General features: G+C 65.2%; 17 protein-coding genes. 4 read left to right on the plus strand and 13 right to left on the minus strand.

Annotation, left to right across the window (positions count from 1 at the left end):
* Positions 1 to 15: 15 nt before the first annotated feature.
* The 11 genes from tolB to E0702_RS00840 form a co-directional block, all read right to left on the minus strand.
* Complete coding sequence (gene tolB, locus E0702_RS00790; protein WP_132041059.1) at positions 16 to 1,302, minus strand: Tol-Pal system beta propeller repeat protein TolB; 1,287 nt, start codon at positions 1,300 to 1,302, stop codon at positions 16 to 18.
* Positions 1,302 to 2,456, minus strand: coding sequence for a cell envelope integrity protein TolA (tolA, locus tag E0702_RS00795; RefSeq protein WP_132041060.1), 1,155 nt, complete (start codon positions 2,454 to 2,456; stop codon positions 1,302 to 1,304). The genes tolB and tolA overlap by 1 nt, the downstream gene beginning before the upstream one ends.
* A gap of 7 nt (positions 2,457 to 2,463) precedes the next feature.
* Positions 2,464 to 2,904, minus strand: coding sequence for a protein TolR (tolR, locus tag E0702_RS00800; RefSeq protein WP_132041061.1), 441 nt, complete (start codon positions 2,902 to 2,904; stop codon positions 2,464 to 2,466).
* A 12-nt stretch (positions 2,905 to 2,916) separates the two neighbouring features.
* Positions 2,917 to 3,606 (minus strand): protein TolQ, encoded by a 690-nt coding sequence (gene tolQ, locus E0702_RS00805; protein WP_132041062.1) that lies wholly within the window; start codon positions 3,604 to 3,606, stop codon positions 2,917 to 2,919.
* A gap of 11 nt (positions 3,607 to 3,617) precedes the next feature.
* Positions 3,618 to 4,034, minus strand: coding sequence for a tol-pal system-associated acyl-CoA thioesterase (gene ybgC / locus E0702_RS00810; protein ID WP_132041063.1), 417 nt, complete (start codon positions 4,032 to 4,034; stop codon positions 3,618 to 3,620).
* The gene (ruvB, locus tag E0702_RS00815; RefSeq protein WP_132041064.1) at positions 4,031 to 5,068 is read right to left on the minus strand and encodes a Holliday junction branch migration DNA helicase RuvB; all 1,038 of its coding nucleotides are present in this window, start codon (positions 5,066 to 5,068) and stop codon (positions 4,031 to 4,033) included. Before ruvB ends, ybgC begins: the two co-directional genes overlap by 4 nt.
* 4 nt (positions 5,069 to 5,072) lie before the next feature.
* Complete coding sequence (gene ruvA, locus E0702_RS00820; RefSeq protein ID WP_132041065.1) at positions 5,073 to 5,684, minus strand: Holliday junction branch migration protein RuvA; 612 nt, start codon at positions 5,682 to 5,684, stop codon at positions 5,073 to 5,075.
* A gap of 135 nt (positions 5,685 to 5,819) precedes the next feature.
* On the minus strand, positions 5,820 to 6,359 hold the full coding sequence (ruvC, locus tag E0702_RS00825) for a crossover junction endodeoxyribonuclease RuvC (RefSeq protein ID WP_132041066.1): 540 nt from the start codon (positions 6,357 to 6,359) through the stop codon (positions 5,820 to 5,822).
* 9 nt (positions 6,360 to 6,368) lie between these two features.
* Entirely contained in the window at positions 6,369 to 7,118 is a 750-nt protein-coding gene (locus E0702_RS00830; RefSeq protein WP_132041067.1) for a YebC/PmpR family DNA-binding transcriptional regulator, read from the minus strand.
* A gap of 75 nt (positions 7,119 to 7,193) precedes the next feature.
* Entirely contained in the window at positions 7,194 to 8,975 is a 1,782-nt protein-coding gene (gene aspS / locus E0702_RS00835) for an aspartate--tRNA ligase (protein ID WP_132041068.1), read from the minus strand.
* A gap of 100 nt (positions 8,976 to 9,075) precedes the next feature.
* The gene (locus tag E0702_RS00840) at positions 9,076 to 9,315 is read right to left on the minus strand and encodes an FmdB family zinc ribbon protein (RefSeq protein ID WP_132041069.1); all 240 of its coding nucleotides are present in this window, start codon (positions 9,313 to 9,315) and stop codon (positions 9,076 to 9,078) included.
* A gap of 173 nt (positions 9,316 to 9,488) precedes the next feature.
* Here E0702_RS00840 and E0702_RS00845 point away from each other — a divergent pair, with 173 nt between their 5' ends.
* From E0702_RS00845 to E0702_RS00855, 3 genes are read left to right on the plus strand one after another with little or no spacing between them, the layout of a single operon-like run.
* Positions 9,489 to 10,427 (plus strand): D-2-hydroxyacid dehydrogenase, encoded by a 939-nt coding sequence (locus E0702_RS00845; RefSeq protein ID WP_132041070.1) that lies wholly within the window; start codon positions 9,489 to 9,491, stop codon positions 10,425 to 10,427.
* A gap of 2 nt (positions 10,428 to 10,429) precedes the next feature.
* Positions 10,430 to 11,422, plus strand: coding sequence for a ribokinase (locus tag E0702_RS00850; protein WP_132041071.1), 993 nt, complete (start codon positions 10,430 to 10,432; stop codon positions 11,420 to 11,422).
* Between the two features lie 13 nt (positions 11,423 to 11,435).
* Positions 11,436 to 12,377 carry a nucleoside hydrolase gene (locus E0702_RS00855; protein WP_132041072.1) on the plus strand — a complete coding sequence of 314 codons (942 nt, stop codon included), beginning with the start codon at positions 11,436 to 11,438 and terminating at the stop codon, positions 12,375 to 12,377.
* Positions 12,378 to 12,393: 16 nt separating this feature from the next.
* Here the strand turns inward: E0702_RS00855 and E0702_RS00860 are convergent, their stop codons facing one another.
* Together E0702_RS00860 and E0702_RS00865 are read right to left on the minus strand one after the other, a co-directional pair.
* Positions 12,394 to 12,666, minus strand: a complete 273-nt coding sequence (locus E0702_RS00860; protein ID WP_132041073.1) for an acylphosphatase — start codon at positions 12,664 to 12,666, stop codon at positions 12,394 to 12,396.
* 59 nt (positions 12,667 to 12,725) lie between these two features.
* Complete coding sequence (locus E0702_RS00865; protein ID WP_132041074.1) at positions 12,726 to 13,673, minus strand: YihY/virulence factor BrkB family protein; 948 nt, start codon at positions 13,671 to 13,673, stop codon at positions 12,726 to 12,728.
* A gap of 135 nt (positions 13,674 to 13,808) precedes the next feature.
* Here E0702_RS00865 and E0702_RS00870 point away from each other — a divergent pair, with 135 nt between their 5' ends.
* A complete protein-coding gene (locus tag E0702_RS00870; RefSeq protein ID WP_132041075.1) occupies positions 13,809 to 14,903 on the plus strand; it encodes a bifunctional nicotinamide-nucleotide adenylyltransferase/Nudix hydroxylase in 1,095 nt (364 codons plus the stop codon).
* Positions 14,904 to 14,928: the final 25 nt, after the last annotated feature.

The following is a 14,928-nucleotide window of genomic DNA, read 5'->3' on the forward strand; positions in this document are numbered from 1 at the left end:
CATACTCCTGAAGGATCAGTTCATGAAAGGTGACCACGCGGGCTCGCGCACATCACCTTGAGCGGAGGGCAGTCGGAAGGAGGCACGGCCATCCGCGGTGACTGCCCCCAGCACCCCGCTGTTACCCTGCTGGGTGGCGAAGATTACCATGGTCCCGTTGGGCGCAACACTGGGCGACTCGTCCCAGCGAGAGTCGCTGAGCGTCACCAGGCGACCGCTCCCCAGGTCCTGGCGAGCGACCTGGTAACCGTTGCTGGAACGGTGGATCAGGAACAGCGCCTCGCCGTCCGGCGAGAAGCGTCCTCGGGCATTGTAGTTGCCGGTGAAGGTGAGGCGCTTCTGCTCCCCGCTGGCCAGGTCATGGCGATAGAGCTGGGGGCCGCCGCTGCGGTCGGAGGTAAATACCAGGCTGCGTCCGTCCGGTCCCCAGGAGGGCTCGGTATCGATGGCCGAGTCATTGGTGATGCGCTGCAGGCTGCGCGAGCCGATGTCCATCACATAGATCTCCGGCTGGCCATCCTTGGAGAGCGACATCGCCAGTCGGCGGCCGTCGGGTGACCAGGCCGGCGCCCCATTGATACCGGTGAAGGAGCTGATACGCGCCCGCTTACCGGTTTCAATGTCTTGCACATAGATCGCCGACCGCTCGGTCTCGAAGGAGACATAGGCCAGCTTGCGGCCATCCGGTGACCAGGCCGGCGACAGGATCGGTTGCGGGGAACTCAGCACCTGCTGGCTGTTGTGTCCATCGGCATCGGCCACATAGAGCGCGAACTGCATATTGTCACCGACTCCCTGGGAGGTGACATAGGCAATGCGGGTGGAAAAGGCGCCACGAATCCCGGTGATCGCCTCGAATATCTGGTCGCTGATATGGTGGCCGGCGCCGCGCAGTTCACCCGCGCTGGCGGTGACCACCTCACCGAGCATGCGCTTCTCGCCACTGACATCCATCAGCTCGAAGCGCAGCCGATAGCCCTCGCCCTCCTGCGTGGCGCTGCCCACCACTAAGTAGCGAACATCCAATGCCTTCCAGTTACCGTATCGCACCTCATCGGCACTGGCCGGCTGATCCATCATCTGACGACGCGGCAGCGGGTCGAAGTAACCGCTGCGCTCGAGATCATCATGAACCACCCGAGCGACATCCTCGGGCAGCCCTTCGGTGCCCGCGAAGGGGACCACGGCAATGGGTGTGGCACTCTCGTTGCCCCGTGTGATCTCGATGGTCAGGTCGGCCTGGGCAAGCTGACTCACCATCAGCAGGGCGGCGGTCAGCCATGCAGTCATCAAGGATTTCATCAGCGTACGTCTCCCGGTCTGAAGCGCAGATTGAATTGACGGTAATCGCGTTGCACGCCGGCTGGCAACTGTCGCAGTTCGGCGAATGGCGCGGCGGCCTCGACGGCCTGCACGGCGGATCGATCGAAGGCACTATCCCCACTGGAGCGGGAGATCTCGGCGACAAACAGCTCCCCGGAGGGTCCCAGTCGCACCGAGATCTCGGCCGTTGCTCCCGAGGAGACATTGGGCGGAATGCGCCAGGCCTGCTCCACGGCCCGGCGTACCAGGGCAATAAAGTCGTTGGCGGCCTGCTGTCCCTGTTGCGCATTGGCGACACGTTCGTCTGCCCCCTCGATCAACCGCTGCATCTCGGCCTCGGCCTGCTCACGAGCCAGACGGGCCTGTTCTTCGGCCTCGCGCTGTCGGGCGGCCTCCTCCTCACGGCGGCGCTGCTCCTCGGCTTCCCGCTCACGCTGGGCCTGCTCCTCGGCTTCCCGTTCACGCCGGGCCTGCTCTTCCGCCTCACGCTGGCGCTGCTCCTCGGCCTCGCGCTGTCGGGCGGCCTCCTCCTCGCGGCGGCGTTGCTCCTCGGCTTCGCGCTCGCGCCGGGCCTGTTCTTCCGCCTCTCGCTGACGCTGCTCCTCCGCTTCCCGTTCACGTCGGGCCTGCTCCTCGGCCTCGCGCTGTTGGGCGGCCTCCTCCTCACGATGGCGCTGTGCCTCGGCTTCGCGCTCGCGTTGTGCCTCTGCCTCGGCGTCACGCTGCTGCTGGAGACGGCGCGTCTCGGCTTCCGCCTCCTCGGCACGCCGTACCGCTTCGGCTTCGGCGGCCTGGCGCGCGGCTTCACGCGCCTGCTCCTCGGCGGCCTGGTCGGACTGGCGCTGTGCCTCCTGGGTGGCTGCCTCTTCCGCCGCCTGGCGTTGCTCCTCCTGGGCGGCCGCCTCTTCCGCCGCCTGTCTGGCCAGGGCACGCTGACGCGCCTCTTCGGCACGCTGGGCCTGGTCGGTGACCGTCTCGGTACTGACCAGGGTCGCCTGAACAATGGACGAGGGGCTGGGCTCATGTTCCCTGGTCGGCAGGCTGATCACACTCACCAGCAACACCAGCACATGCAGCCCCACCGCCAGCAGCGTCGGTATGCCATAGCCTACTCGAGCCTGTCGTCTGGCCATGGTGAGCTTACTCCCCCCCACTCGGCGGCTCGGAGATCAGGCCGACACTACCGACGCCGGCGGTCTGCAGCGTGCCCATCAGGGTCACCACCTGGCCATAGGAGACGTTGCGATCACCGCGCACCATCACCGGGGTGCCGGGCTTGCGTTCAAGCAGGATGATCACGCGATCGGCCAGCTCCTCGAGAGGCATGGCGGTCTCGTCACCACCGATGGAGAGATAGTGCTGCCCCTCGCGATCCACCGACACGATGATGGGGTCACTATCTTCCGGAGGATCGATGGGCTCCGAGGTCACCTGAGGCAGGTCGACATCCACCCCCTGAGTCAGCATCGGCGCGGTGATCATGAAGATGACCAGCAACACCAGCATGACGTCGATAAAGGGAACCACATTGATCTCGGCGAGGGGCTTGCGGGCTCCCCCGCGATGAAAGGGTCCATGCATGACGTGACTCCCTCAGGCGCCGCCGGCGTCGGACCGACCCTGCAAGTTGCGGTGCAGGATGGAGTGGAACTCCTCGGCGAAATCCTCGTACTTGCCGAGCAGTCGACCCGATTCGGCGGAGAGCCGGTTGTAGAAGACCACCGCCGGGATGGCGGCAAACAGGCCCATGGCGGTGGCTATCAGCGCTTCGGCAATCCAGGGGGCGACGGTGGAGAGAGTCGCCTGTTGGGTCATGGAGAGCGACTGGAAGGAGCCCATGATGCCCCATACCGTGCCGAACAGGCCGATATAGGGGCTGGCCGAGGCCACGGTGGCGAGGAACACCAGGTGCAGGTTGAGTCGCTCCTCCTCCCGGGACCAGGCCACGCGCATGCTGCGTTGGACGCCGTCGAGGATCGCCTGGGGGCTTCGCGTCTTGGGCATCAGGCGGTTGAACTCGCGAAAGCCGGCTCGAAAGATATGCTCGGCCCCTTGGGTCTCCTGCTCCGGGGGCACCTCGCGATAGAGCTCGTTGAGGTCAACTCCGGACCAGAAGCGATCCTCGAAGCCACGATGGGCCTTGCGGGCGCGTCGCATCATGAAGGTGCGCTGGAAGATCACGACCCACGACAGGATCGAGCCCACCGTAAGCAGCAGCATGACCAGCTGCACCACGGTGCTGGCGTTCATGATCAAATGGGGAATGGACATGGCGTCGTTCACGGGAATCCTCGTCAGGCTTGGGATTGAGCAGTGGTGGGATGCAGCAGCTCGGCGAGCGGGGCCGGCCAGGGTGTCGGCCTGTGTCGGCTGGCATCGATACAGGCGATGTCGACCCGGGCTTCGCACAGAGGTTCCCCGTGGCGGGTCACCTGCTGCTCGAACTGCAGCCGAACACGCCCAGCGCTCAGCACATCGGCACTCACCTCGAGGGCGTCATCCAGTCTGGCAGACGAGAGGTAGCGGCACTCGAGACGGTGGACCACCAGCTGCACGCCGCTCTCGAACAGCTCGCGCTGGGTGATGCCCCGGGCGCGCAGCCACTCGCTGCGCGCCCGCTCCATGTACTTGAGGTAATTGACGTAGTAGACGATACCGCCGGCATCGGTATCCTCGATATAGACCCTTACCGGGAAGCGAAACCCGCTCATGGCCGCGTCTCCCCCGCCGCATCCTCGGCACTCGCCGAAGGGGCCAGGCCGAAATGCTGCCAGGCCTGACGGGTAACGACGCGGCCTCGGGCGGTGCGCATCATCAGCCCCTGCTGGATCAGGTAGGGCTCGATCACGTCCTCGATGGTGTCTCGCTCCTCGCCGATGGCAGCGGCCAGGGAGTCCACCCCCACCGGCCCCCCATCGAACTTCTCGATCATCGCGACCAGCAGGCGGCGATCCATATGGTCGAGGCCATGCTGGTCCACGTGAAGCATGTCCAGGGCACGATCGGCGATGGCGGCATCGATATGGCCATTGCCGCGAACCTCGGCATAGTCACGCACTCGACGCAGCAGCCGATTGGCGATACGCGGCGTGCCGCGGGAACGACGTGCCACCTCGAGGGCACCCTCCGGATCGGCATCGACCCCCATCAGACGAGCCGAGCGGGCCACGATCTCGGAGAGTTCCTCGACGGCATAGAACTCAAGCCGCTGAACGATGCCAAAGCGGTCGCGCAGCGGTGAGGTGAGAAGCCCCGCTCGGGTGGTGGCGCCAACCAGGGTGAAGGGAGGCAGGTCGAGCTTGATGGAGCGCGCCGCCGGCCCCTCTCCGATCACGATATCGAGCTGGAAGTCCTCCATGGCGGGATAGAGAATCTCTTCCACCACCGCCGAGAGGCGATGGATCTCGTCGATAAACAACACATCACCGGGCTCGAGGTTGGTGAGCATGGCGGCAAGGTCGCCTGCGCGCTCCAGCACCGGTCCGGAGGTCGACTTGAGCCCGACCCCCATCTCTTCGGCGATGATATTGGCCAGCGTCGTCTTGCCGAGCCCCGGGGGGCCGAAGATCAGGGTATGGTCGAGACTCTCGCTGCGCCCGCGAGCCGCTCCGATAAAGATATCGAGCTGTTCGCGTACCCGGGGCTGACCGATGTAGTCGGTCAGCCGCTTGGGGCGGATGGCGCGGTCGACGGGCTCTTCTCCTTCGCGGACGTCGGCGGCGATCAGGCGGTCGCTCTCCAGCATGACGCTACCCCGCCATCCGGCGGCTGAGGGCCGCCTTGATCATGGCTTCGGTGGAGGGCTCGCCCTCCAGGCCGGCGAGCATCCTGGACGCCTCGGTCGGCTTGTAGCCGAGGGTGACCAGCGCCGCTTCGGCGTCGGCCAGCGTGTCCCTTGGCGAGCCCGCGGGGGGCTCGCCCTCCCCCCCGTCCAACAGGGCAGCCTCGGGGGCCTCCCAATGAGGGAAACGGTCGCGCATCTCGATGATCAACCGCTCGGCGGTCTTCTTGCCGACCCCGGGGAGTCGCGTCAGGGACTTGATGTCATCATCCAGAACACAGCGCCGAAAGGCGCCCTCGTCCATACCCGAGAGAATGGCCAATGCCAGCTTGGGCCCCACCCCGTTGACCTTGATCAGGGCGCGGAACATGGTGCGCTCCTGCTCGCGCAGAAAGCCATACAGCAGGTGAGCATCATCCCGGACGGTGAGATGCGTGTAGAGAGATATCGTTTCGCCGGCGGCCGGCAGCGCCACCAGTGTGGTCATGGACGCTTCCAGCTCATAGCCGACGCCGGCCACATCTACCACCAACCAGGGGGGCTGTTTATCGAGAAGCGTACCTCGCAGGCGTCCGATCATCGAAAGTCGTATCCTTGCATCAGGGAAGACGGCAGAGGCCGTCGATGCCGCCACTATACTGGTCGGTCACAGGGCTGACCAGTCCAGCAGAACGGCGTTCGAGAACATCAGTGACGTCGCCATATAGCGACAGTGTCAGGGGCGAAAATCCCGCCAGGAAGCGCCCTTGCGCCGGCTGCGATGACCTCCGAAGCTACCGCTGGTCAACAGGCCCCGACGCGCATGGGCGTGGGTCAAGGCGATGGCCAGGGCATCCGCGGCATCGGCCTGGGGCGTCGCGGAGAGCCCCAGTATGGCGGTGACCATATGCTGGACCTGGAGCTTGTCGGCGCGCCCTGACCCGGTGACCGCCTGCTTGATCTGGCGCGGCCCATATTCGCTCACCGCCAACCCGTGGTTGGCGGCACACACGATGGCGGTGCCTCGTGCCTGGCCCAGCTTCAGGGCGGAGTCGGCATTCTTTGACATCACTACCTGTTCGATGGCGAACTCGACAGGACGGTGTACGGCGATCAATTCGGCAACGCCGGCATAGACCTGGGCGAGCTTCTGGGCCAGGTCGTCGGCACGAATGCGAATGCAGCCACTGGCCACATAACGCGGCGTGGCGCTCGCCACATCCAGCACACCATAGCCGGTGATGCGTGAGCCGGGATCGATGCCGAGTATCAGCATGAGTCGGCCTCAGTCGATGGCATCGAGCACGGCATCGTCAAACTCCGCGTTGGTGGTGACATTCTGGACGTCATCCAGGTCCTCGAGCATATCGATCAGCCGGATCACCTTGCGAGCCAACTCCTCGTCGGCGATGGGCGTGGTCGTCTCCGGGAACAGCCCCAGCTCACTGCGTTCCGGCGTTATCCCTGCCTCGATCAGCGCCTCCTTGACTTCATGGTACGCATCGGGACTGGTGACCACCTCCAGGCTGTCGTCCTCCAGGGTCACGATATCCTCGGGTTCGGCCTCCAGGGTGGCCTCGATCACTGCCTCTTCCGAGAGGCCAGCGGGGAGCGCCAGGCGCCCCTGCTTGTGAAACATGAAGGCCACCGAGCCGCTGGTGCCGAGGTTGCCACCACTCTTGTTGAAGGCGTGTCGCACCTCGGAGACGGTCCGGTTGCGGTTATCGGTGAGGCACTCGACCATCACCGCGACCCCCTCCGGCCCATAGCCTTCGTAGATGCACTCCTCCATGGCGTCGCCGTCGACATTGCCGGCGCCACGATCGATGGCGCGCTGCACGGTGTCCTTGGCCATATTGCTGGAGAGTGCCTTGTCGACGGCGGCGCGCAGACGCGGATTATCCGCCGGGTCCGGGCCACCCTGGCGCGCGGCCACGGTCAGTTCACGAATCAGCTTATTGAAGATCTTGCCGCGCTTGGCGTCCTGAGCCGCCTTGCGATGCTTGATGTTGGACCACTTGCTGTGCCCAGCCATTCTCTTCTCCTTAGCTTCAACATGACACCGGCGCCCCTCGGGCGCCGGTGTGATCACTTCGGGTCGGAGTCGCCGTTACTCGCCGGCGGTCTCCGCCCTCGCCTTCTGCCGCAGGCGGATATTGAGTTCCTTGAGCTGGTCGCCACTGACCTCGCCAGGGGCATCGGTCATCAGGCAGGCCGCGCTCTGGGTCTTGGGGAAGGCGATCACCTCGCGGATGGTACGTCCGCCGGTCATCAGCATCACCAGTCGGTCGAGCCCGAAGGCCAGGCCGCCGTGGGGGGGGGCGCCGTACTGGAGGGCGTCGAGCAGGAAGCCGAACTTCTCGCGAGCCTCCTCTTCGCCGATGCCGAGGATCTCGAATACCTGGCGCTGCATCGCCTGATCATGGATACGAATGGAGCCGCCACCCAGCTCGGTGCCGTTTAACACCATGTCATAGGCCCGCGAGAGCGCCCCGGCGGGGTTCTCCTTGAGTTCCTCGGGGCTGCAGGCCGGCGAGGTGAAGGGGTGGTGCAGCGGGCTCAGGCGGCCATTGTCGTCGGCCTCGAACATGGGGAAATCCACCACCCACAGCGGCGACCACTCCTGGGTATAGAGGTCGAGATCCTCACCCAGCTTGACCCGCAGCGCGCCGATCGCCTCGTTGACGATGCGTGCCTTGTCGGCACCGAAGAAGATGATGTCGCCATCCACTGCACCTATCCGCTCGAGCAGCTCCTCGACCACGTTCTCCATGAACTTGACGATGGGCGACTGCAGTCCCTCGAGGCCCTTGGCGCGCTCGTTGACCTTGATCCAGGCTAGGCCCTTGGCGCCGTAGATGCCGACGAACTTGGTATACTCGTCGATCTCCTTGCGGGACAGCTTGGCCCCACCCGGCACCCGCAGGGCGGCCACACGACCGTCGTCGGCGCTGGCCGGACCGGAGAAGACCTTGAAGTCGACCTGCTTCATCAGGTCGTCGACGTCGGTAAGCTCGAGCGGAATGCGCAGATCGGGCTTGTCGGAGCCGTAGCGGTTCATCGCCTCCTGCCAGGTCATGCGCGGGAAGTCGGGGAGCTCCACGCTGAGTACGTCCTGGAAGAGCTGGCGAATCATCGCCTCGGTGATGCCCATGATGTCCTCTTCCTCCACGAAGGAGGCCTCGAGGTCGATCTGGGTGAACTCCGGCTGACGGTCGGCGCGCAGGTCCTCGTCGCGGAAGCACTTGGCGATCTGGTAGTAGCGATCGAAGCCCGCCACCATCAGCAGCTGCTTGAAGAGCTGCGGCGACTGGGGCAGCGCGAAGAAGCTACCCGCATGGGTTCGGCTCGGCACCAGGTAGTCACGGGCACCCTCGGGGGTGGCGCGGGTCAGGATCGGGGTCTCGATGTCGAGGAAGCCCTGCCCCTCGAGGTAAGCGCGTACGCTGTGAGAGATGCGTGAGCGCAGACGCAGCTTGTCGATCATCTCGGGGCGACGCAGGTCGATATAGCGGTGCTTGAGACGCACCTCCTCACCGACCTTGCCGTGCTCGTCGAGCTGGAACGGCGGCGTGGCCGCGGTGTTGAGCACCTCTACCTGCTTGGCCAGCACCTCGATCATGCCGGTGGGCATGTTCGGGTTTTGCGTGCCCTCGGGGCGCAGCCGCACACGGCCCTGGATGCGCAGCACAAACTCGCTGCGGGCGCGGTCGGCATTGGCGAAGGCCTCGGCGGTGTCGGGGTCGACCACGACCTGGGCGATACCATCACGATCGCGCATGTCGAGGAAGATCACGCCCCCGTGGTCACGGCGGCGGTGTACCCAGCCGCACAGGGTGACCGTCTGGTCCACCAGGGTCTCGTTGAGCTGGCCGCAATAATGGCTGCGCATGTCGTGTCCTGTTCTGTTGCGTGGTGTAAGTCAAATGGTGTTCGAGTAACGGGGTCGAACCGCTGGGGGGTGGCGGCCTGAGGGCCGCCACCCCATCCTGCTAGTCTGGCGTGGCGCCGGAGGAGGCGCCGCCATTATCGGCAAGATTCTTCTTGTTGCCGGACTTGAAGTCGGTCTCGTACCAGCCGTCACCGGCCAGACGGAAGCCGGCAGCGGAGACCAGGCGGGTCAGCGCCGAGGTCGTGCAGGCGGGACAGTCGGTCAACGGCTCGGCGCTCAACTTCTGAAGCTTTTCGAGGCGATGGCCGCAACCCTTGCACTCGTATTCGTAGATGGGCATGGTTTGATCACTCCAAATCGTCACTACCCAGTTCAGGACGCGGTCGGGCCCGACCCGACCCCAATGAATATGGGGCCGAGTGTGGCGTCTTCCAAGCCTGCCAAAGCGCGCTATTATAGCGCGCCTCATACCTATGCGGGCAAGGCGCCCCTCATCCAACGAGGAACCCTGTAATGAAAGCCGTCCTTCTCGATGCCGCAAGCCTCGGTCCCGATATCGACCTCGCCCCCCTTCACGAACAGGTCGACGAGCTGGTGGTGTACGAGCGCAGCGCCACCCACGAGACCCAGACCAGGCTGACAGACGCCGATGTCGCCATCGTCAACAAGGTGGTCCTGGATGCCGCGACACTGGAGGCACTGCCCTCCCTGAAACTGATCTGCGTGCTGGCCACGGGCACCAACAATATCGACATGGCCGCGGCTCGGCGCCTGGGGGTAGAGGTCAGGAACGTGACCGGTTACGGCACCGCCAGTGTCGCCCAGCACACCCTGATGCTGCTGCTGACCCTGGCCAATCGCCTGCCGCGCTACGGCCGCGATGTGGCGGCGGGTCGCTGGAACGAGAGCCCCTTCTTTTGCCTGATGGACCATCGCACCCTGCAGCTCGAAGGGAAGCATCTGGCGATTGTCGGGCAAGGGGAGCTGGGTGGCCGCGTGGCCCAGCTGGCCGAGGCCCTGGGCATGCGGGTGACCTTCACCGCCAGGCCCGGCAACGAGGCTCAGGATCAGCGTCCCGGCCTCGCCGATCTGGCCCCGGAGGTCGACGCCATCAGTCTGCACTGCCCTCTCAATGAAGCGACCCACCACCTGGTGGGTGGCGACCTGCTGGCCAGGATCAAGCCCGGCGCCCTGCTGATCAACTGTGCCAGGGGCGGCATCATCGACGAGGTCGCGGCCCTGACGGCCCTTCGCGAGGGTCGCCTCGGTGGACTGGCGGTCGATGTGCTCCCCGAGGAGCCTCCCCGAGATGGCCACCCGCTGCTCGATGCCTTGAATGAACCGCTCAACCTGATCGTCACGCCCCACAATGCCTGGATCACCCCCGAGGCACGCCAGAATGTGGTGACACTGACGGCCAATAACCTGAGTGACTGGAAGCGGGGGCAGTGATCATGCAGCGGCTCGACAACCCTCAGGCCGAGGCCAGGGTCGGCAGTGCCCCTCGGTTCCTCTGCTATAACTACGGTTCCATCAACCTTGATCATGTCTACCGTGTGCCCCACCTGGTGGCACCGGGAGAGACACTGGCGAGCCATGACTACAGCGTAGGGCTGGGTGGCAAGGGCGCCAACCAGTCGCTGGCCATGGCCCGGGCCGCCGGATCCATCAGCCACTGGGGTCGCCTGGGCCAGCAGGATGCCTGGGCTCGTGACACCCTGTACCGGGCCGGGGTCGACGTCGAGAGAGTGACGCTGCTCGATGGGCCCAGCGGCCACGCCATCATCCAGGTCGATGACCAGGGAGAGAACGCCATCATCCTGTTCCCGGGTGCCAACCATGGCACCACCCAGCAGGAGCTGGCAGAGCTCGTTGCCACCACTCAGCCGGGCGACTGGTTGCTGCTGCAGAACGAATGCAGCGGCCTCGAGACGCTGATCCCCCTGGCCGTCGAGCATGGGCTGAAGGTAGCCTTCAACCCGGCGCCCATGGATAACAATGTGGCTCGGCTCCCGCTTCATCTGTGCTCACTGCTCTTCGTCAACCGCACGGAGGCCGCCCTGCTTGTCGGGCTACCCGTGGAGAGCCGTGCCCAGGATCTGCTCGATGCCCTGGCACAGCGACTACCCGAGACCGAGATAGTACTGACCCTGGGGGGCGAAGGCGCCTGGCACCAGCAGCATGGCATGTGCCGACATCAGCCGGCGCTACCTGTTGTGGCCGTCGACACCACCGCGGCCGGCGACACCTTCATCGGCTACTACCTGGCGGCGCTTCAGGCTGGCAGTTCCGTCGACGACTGCTTGCGTCATGCCGCTACCGCCGCGGCTCTCGGGGTGCAACGGTCCGGCGCTGCGGAGAGCATCCCCACCCTCGATGAAGTCCAGCGCGCCCTGCAACAGGCCCCGACCTCCCCCGATGCTCCCGTCGACCCTCAAACCCCGTGACCCGGAGAGTAATGTGATCCACTCCATCATCTTTGATACGGACCCGGGCGTGGACGATGCCCAGGCCATCGCCATTGCCCTGCGCCACCCGGAGATCGACCTGCTTGGCATGACGACCACCTACGGCAACGTGGATGTCGAGACCGCCACCCACAACGCCCTGCTGCTCGCCGAGCTGGCCGGGCGCGAGATTCCCGTGGCCCAGGGCGCCGCGGCACCATTGATCAAGCCGCGCCACGCCCCTCCCGCCCATATTCATGGCGCCAATGGCCTGGGCAATATCACGCTGCCGACGGTAAGCGGTCGAGCGGAGAGTCGGTGTGCCGCGCAGTTCATCGTCGATACGGTGAATGAGCGCCCCGGAGAGGTGACCCTGGTCGCCGTTGGCCCCTTGGGCAATCTGGCGGCGGCGCTACAGCTAGACCCGACACTTGTCGACAAGGTGAAGGGTGTGGTTGTCATGGGGGGCTCCATCCGTGAAGGGGGAAACGTGACCCCTGTGGCCGAAGCCAACATGTTCAACGATCCTGATGCAGCGGCGCGGGTGCTTACCGCTGGCTGGCCGTTGACCCTGGTGGGTCTGGATGTCACCCATCGCTGCGTGCTGACGCCAGCCCATATGGCGCGGATCGAGGGCGGCCAGGGCGAGCTCGGCCGGGTGCTGGCAGGCAGTTACGCCTTCTACCGTGACTTCTATCAGTCGGCTCTGGGCATCGACGGTTGCTGCCCCCACGACAGCTGCGCCCTGGCCTGGCTGCTGCGCCCGGAGCTGTTCACCACCTCACGGGGCCACCTCTCGGTGGTGACCGAGGGGGACGCCGAGGGCCAGACACTCTTCGCACCCGAGGGACGTGGCTTTATCGAGGATCGCTGGTCGCGCACTCCGCTGGTGGATGTGTGCCTCGGGGTCGAAGGACAGACCGTCAGCGACTGGATCGCCGAGGTGCTTGCCTGAGCCGTCAATCTCCCACCTAACCGGTGCGAAAGTCATCCGGGGCATGCGTCTCGACAACATTGAACTCCACATGGGTGACCCGGGCATGCTCCGGGCCCCTCCAGAGCCATTCACCGACCTCCCGGACCGCTGCGGGTCGGCCGCAAAGCAGCACCTCCACCCGGCCGTCAGGCAGATTGATCGCATGGCCGGTCAGGCCCTGCTGCAGCGCCTGCTCCTGGGTGGCACGGCGATACCAGACGCCCTGAACCTTGCCGGTCACCAGGGCTTTCACGCAGGTCGTCTCCATGACGCGCTCCTTGTCGATACATCTATGATGTCTTCTCCACCAGCCGGACCCCATCGCGGTCAGCCGCCAAGATCACGCTCCAGCAACTCGCGCTTGACCTCCACGGCGGTGACCCGGGGCACCAGGGGCCTGCCTCTCGCGATAAGGTGGCAGCGGGTAAAGGCCGCCCCGAACAAAAGTATTAGAGAAGAATAATAGACCCACAGCAGGATCATCACCACCGACCCTGCCGCCCCATAGGTGGAGGCGGTAGCCGTGTGCGAGAGGTAGAGGGCGATCATCGACCGGCCTACCGCAAACAGCAGCGCCGTGACCACGGCTCCTACCATGACGTCTCGCCAGCCAAGCACCACATCGGGAAGGACCTTGAAGATAGTCGCGAACAGCAGCGAAATGATCACCAGTGAGATCAGGAATTCGGCCCCGGTGGTCAGCGCTCCCACATAGGGCAGCAGTGTGTCGGCGGCCTGCAGGGTGGCGCGCAGCATCACGCCGAGGACCAGCGATACCAGCAGGATGAAGCCGATGGAGACCACCACTGCCAACGACAGGAGGCGGTTCTTGATAAAGATCAGTGCACTATTGGCGCTGGGGCGCGCGGTCACGCCCCAGATGGTGTTCAGCGAGAACTGCATCTGGGCAAACACGGTGGTGGCACCCACCAGCAGGGCTCCTACCCCCAGCAGGCTGGGCATCAGCCCCGATTCCTCGATACGCGACTGGGCGACGGCGGCCTCGATGGCCGCGGCGGCATCATGCCCCATGGTGCCCTGCAGCTGAGCGACCATCTGGCCATGAGCCGCCTCCTCGCCAAGCACCAGGCCAATCACGGTGACCGCGATGATGATGGTGGGCGCCAGGGAGAATAGCGTGTAGAAGGCCAGTGAACCCGCGTAGCTGAAGGCATTGCGCTCCAGCCATAGCTGGACCGCCCCCTGCATCACTCGCCACCAGAAGAGCGTCTCGGCCTTGAGCCGGGCGGGCGACAGCTTTCTCGCTTCGAACATCGAACTTCCTTGCTTCCCTGTGATATCGTCACAGGATAGCCGAACCCCACCCCGTACGTCTCGCCCGCGCCCGGTACATTGCAAGCCATCGGGGTGGCTAACATAATGGCCGGGTAACTCCATCACAGGCCTGCCATGACCCCTTGCACGGACGCCAATTCCGATCGCCCCGATTTTGACTGCCTGGTCTTTATCGGCCGGTTCCAGCCGCCTCACCTTGGACATCTCGCGGTCATCCATGAGGCCCTGAAGCGTGCCAGGCAGGTCATCGTGATGGTGGGGTCGGCCTGGCAGGCGCGCTCGCTTCGCAACCCGTGGCGCTTCGACGAGCGCAGCGCCATGCTACGCAGTGCCTTCGATGCCGAGGAGAATGAGCGGCTGGCCGTGGTGCCACTGCTCGACGCCCTCTATAACAATGATGTCTGGGTGCGTGATGTACAGCGCAAGGTGCGTGATATTGCCAGTCCCCAAGGAGCGCGCCTGCCGCGTATCGGGCTGATCGGGGCCAGCCGCGGCCAGTCGAGCTACTATCTGGCGCTGTTTCCTCAATGGGAGTCGGTGAGCGTGGCGCTGGTAGAGGGAATCTCCGCCAGCCAGATTCGTGAGCGGCTATTCCACTCCAGCCCGTCAGCCGGTGACTACCTCAGCACCGGCGCCTTCCACGATCTGCCGCCCGGGGTCATCGACACCCTCCACGACTTCTGCGCCGGTAATGACTACCGTCAGCTGATCGAGGAGCAGGTGCTGCTCGATCAGTATCGCAGCGCCTGGGCCCAGGCGCCCTACCCGCCCATCTTCGTTACCGTCAACGCGGTGGTCGTGCAGTCGGGGCATGTGCTGCTGGTCAGGCGCACCGCGGCGCCCGGCAAGGGGCTCTACGCCCTGCCGGGAGGCTTCATCAACCCTCATGAGCGGCTGCTGGACGCGTGCCTGCGGGAGCTGCGCGAGCGGGTGCGCCTCAAGGTGCCGGAGCCGGTACTCAAGGGGTCGTTGCGGGGCCAGCGCCTGTTCGATGAGCCGCATCGCAGCTGGCGTGGGCGAACACTGGCCGAGGCCTTCTACTTCGCCCTGCGCCCCGAACAGCAGCTACCCCGTCTCAAGCCGGTACAGGGTGGCGATCACGCACGCTGGGTGGCGCTGGCCGACCTCGACCCGGAGAGCCTGTTCGAGGACCACTTCTTCATCATTCAGGACTTCCTGGGCCTGCCTGCCGATTTCGGCATGCCGTGAGCCGTGAAAGAATCGAAGAATCGTA

Origin of the sequence: Halomonas marinisediminis (assembly GCF_004347715.1) — a bacterium.
In the GTDB taxonomy this organism is placed as follows: Bacteria; Pseudomonadota; Gammaproteobacteria; order Pseudomonadales; family Halomonadaceae; genus Halomonas; species Halomonas icarae.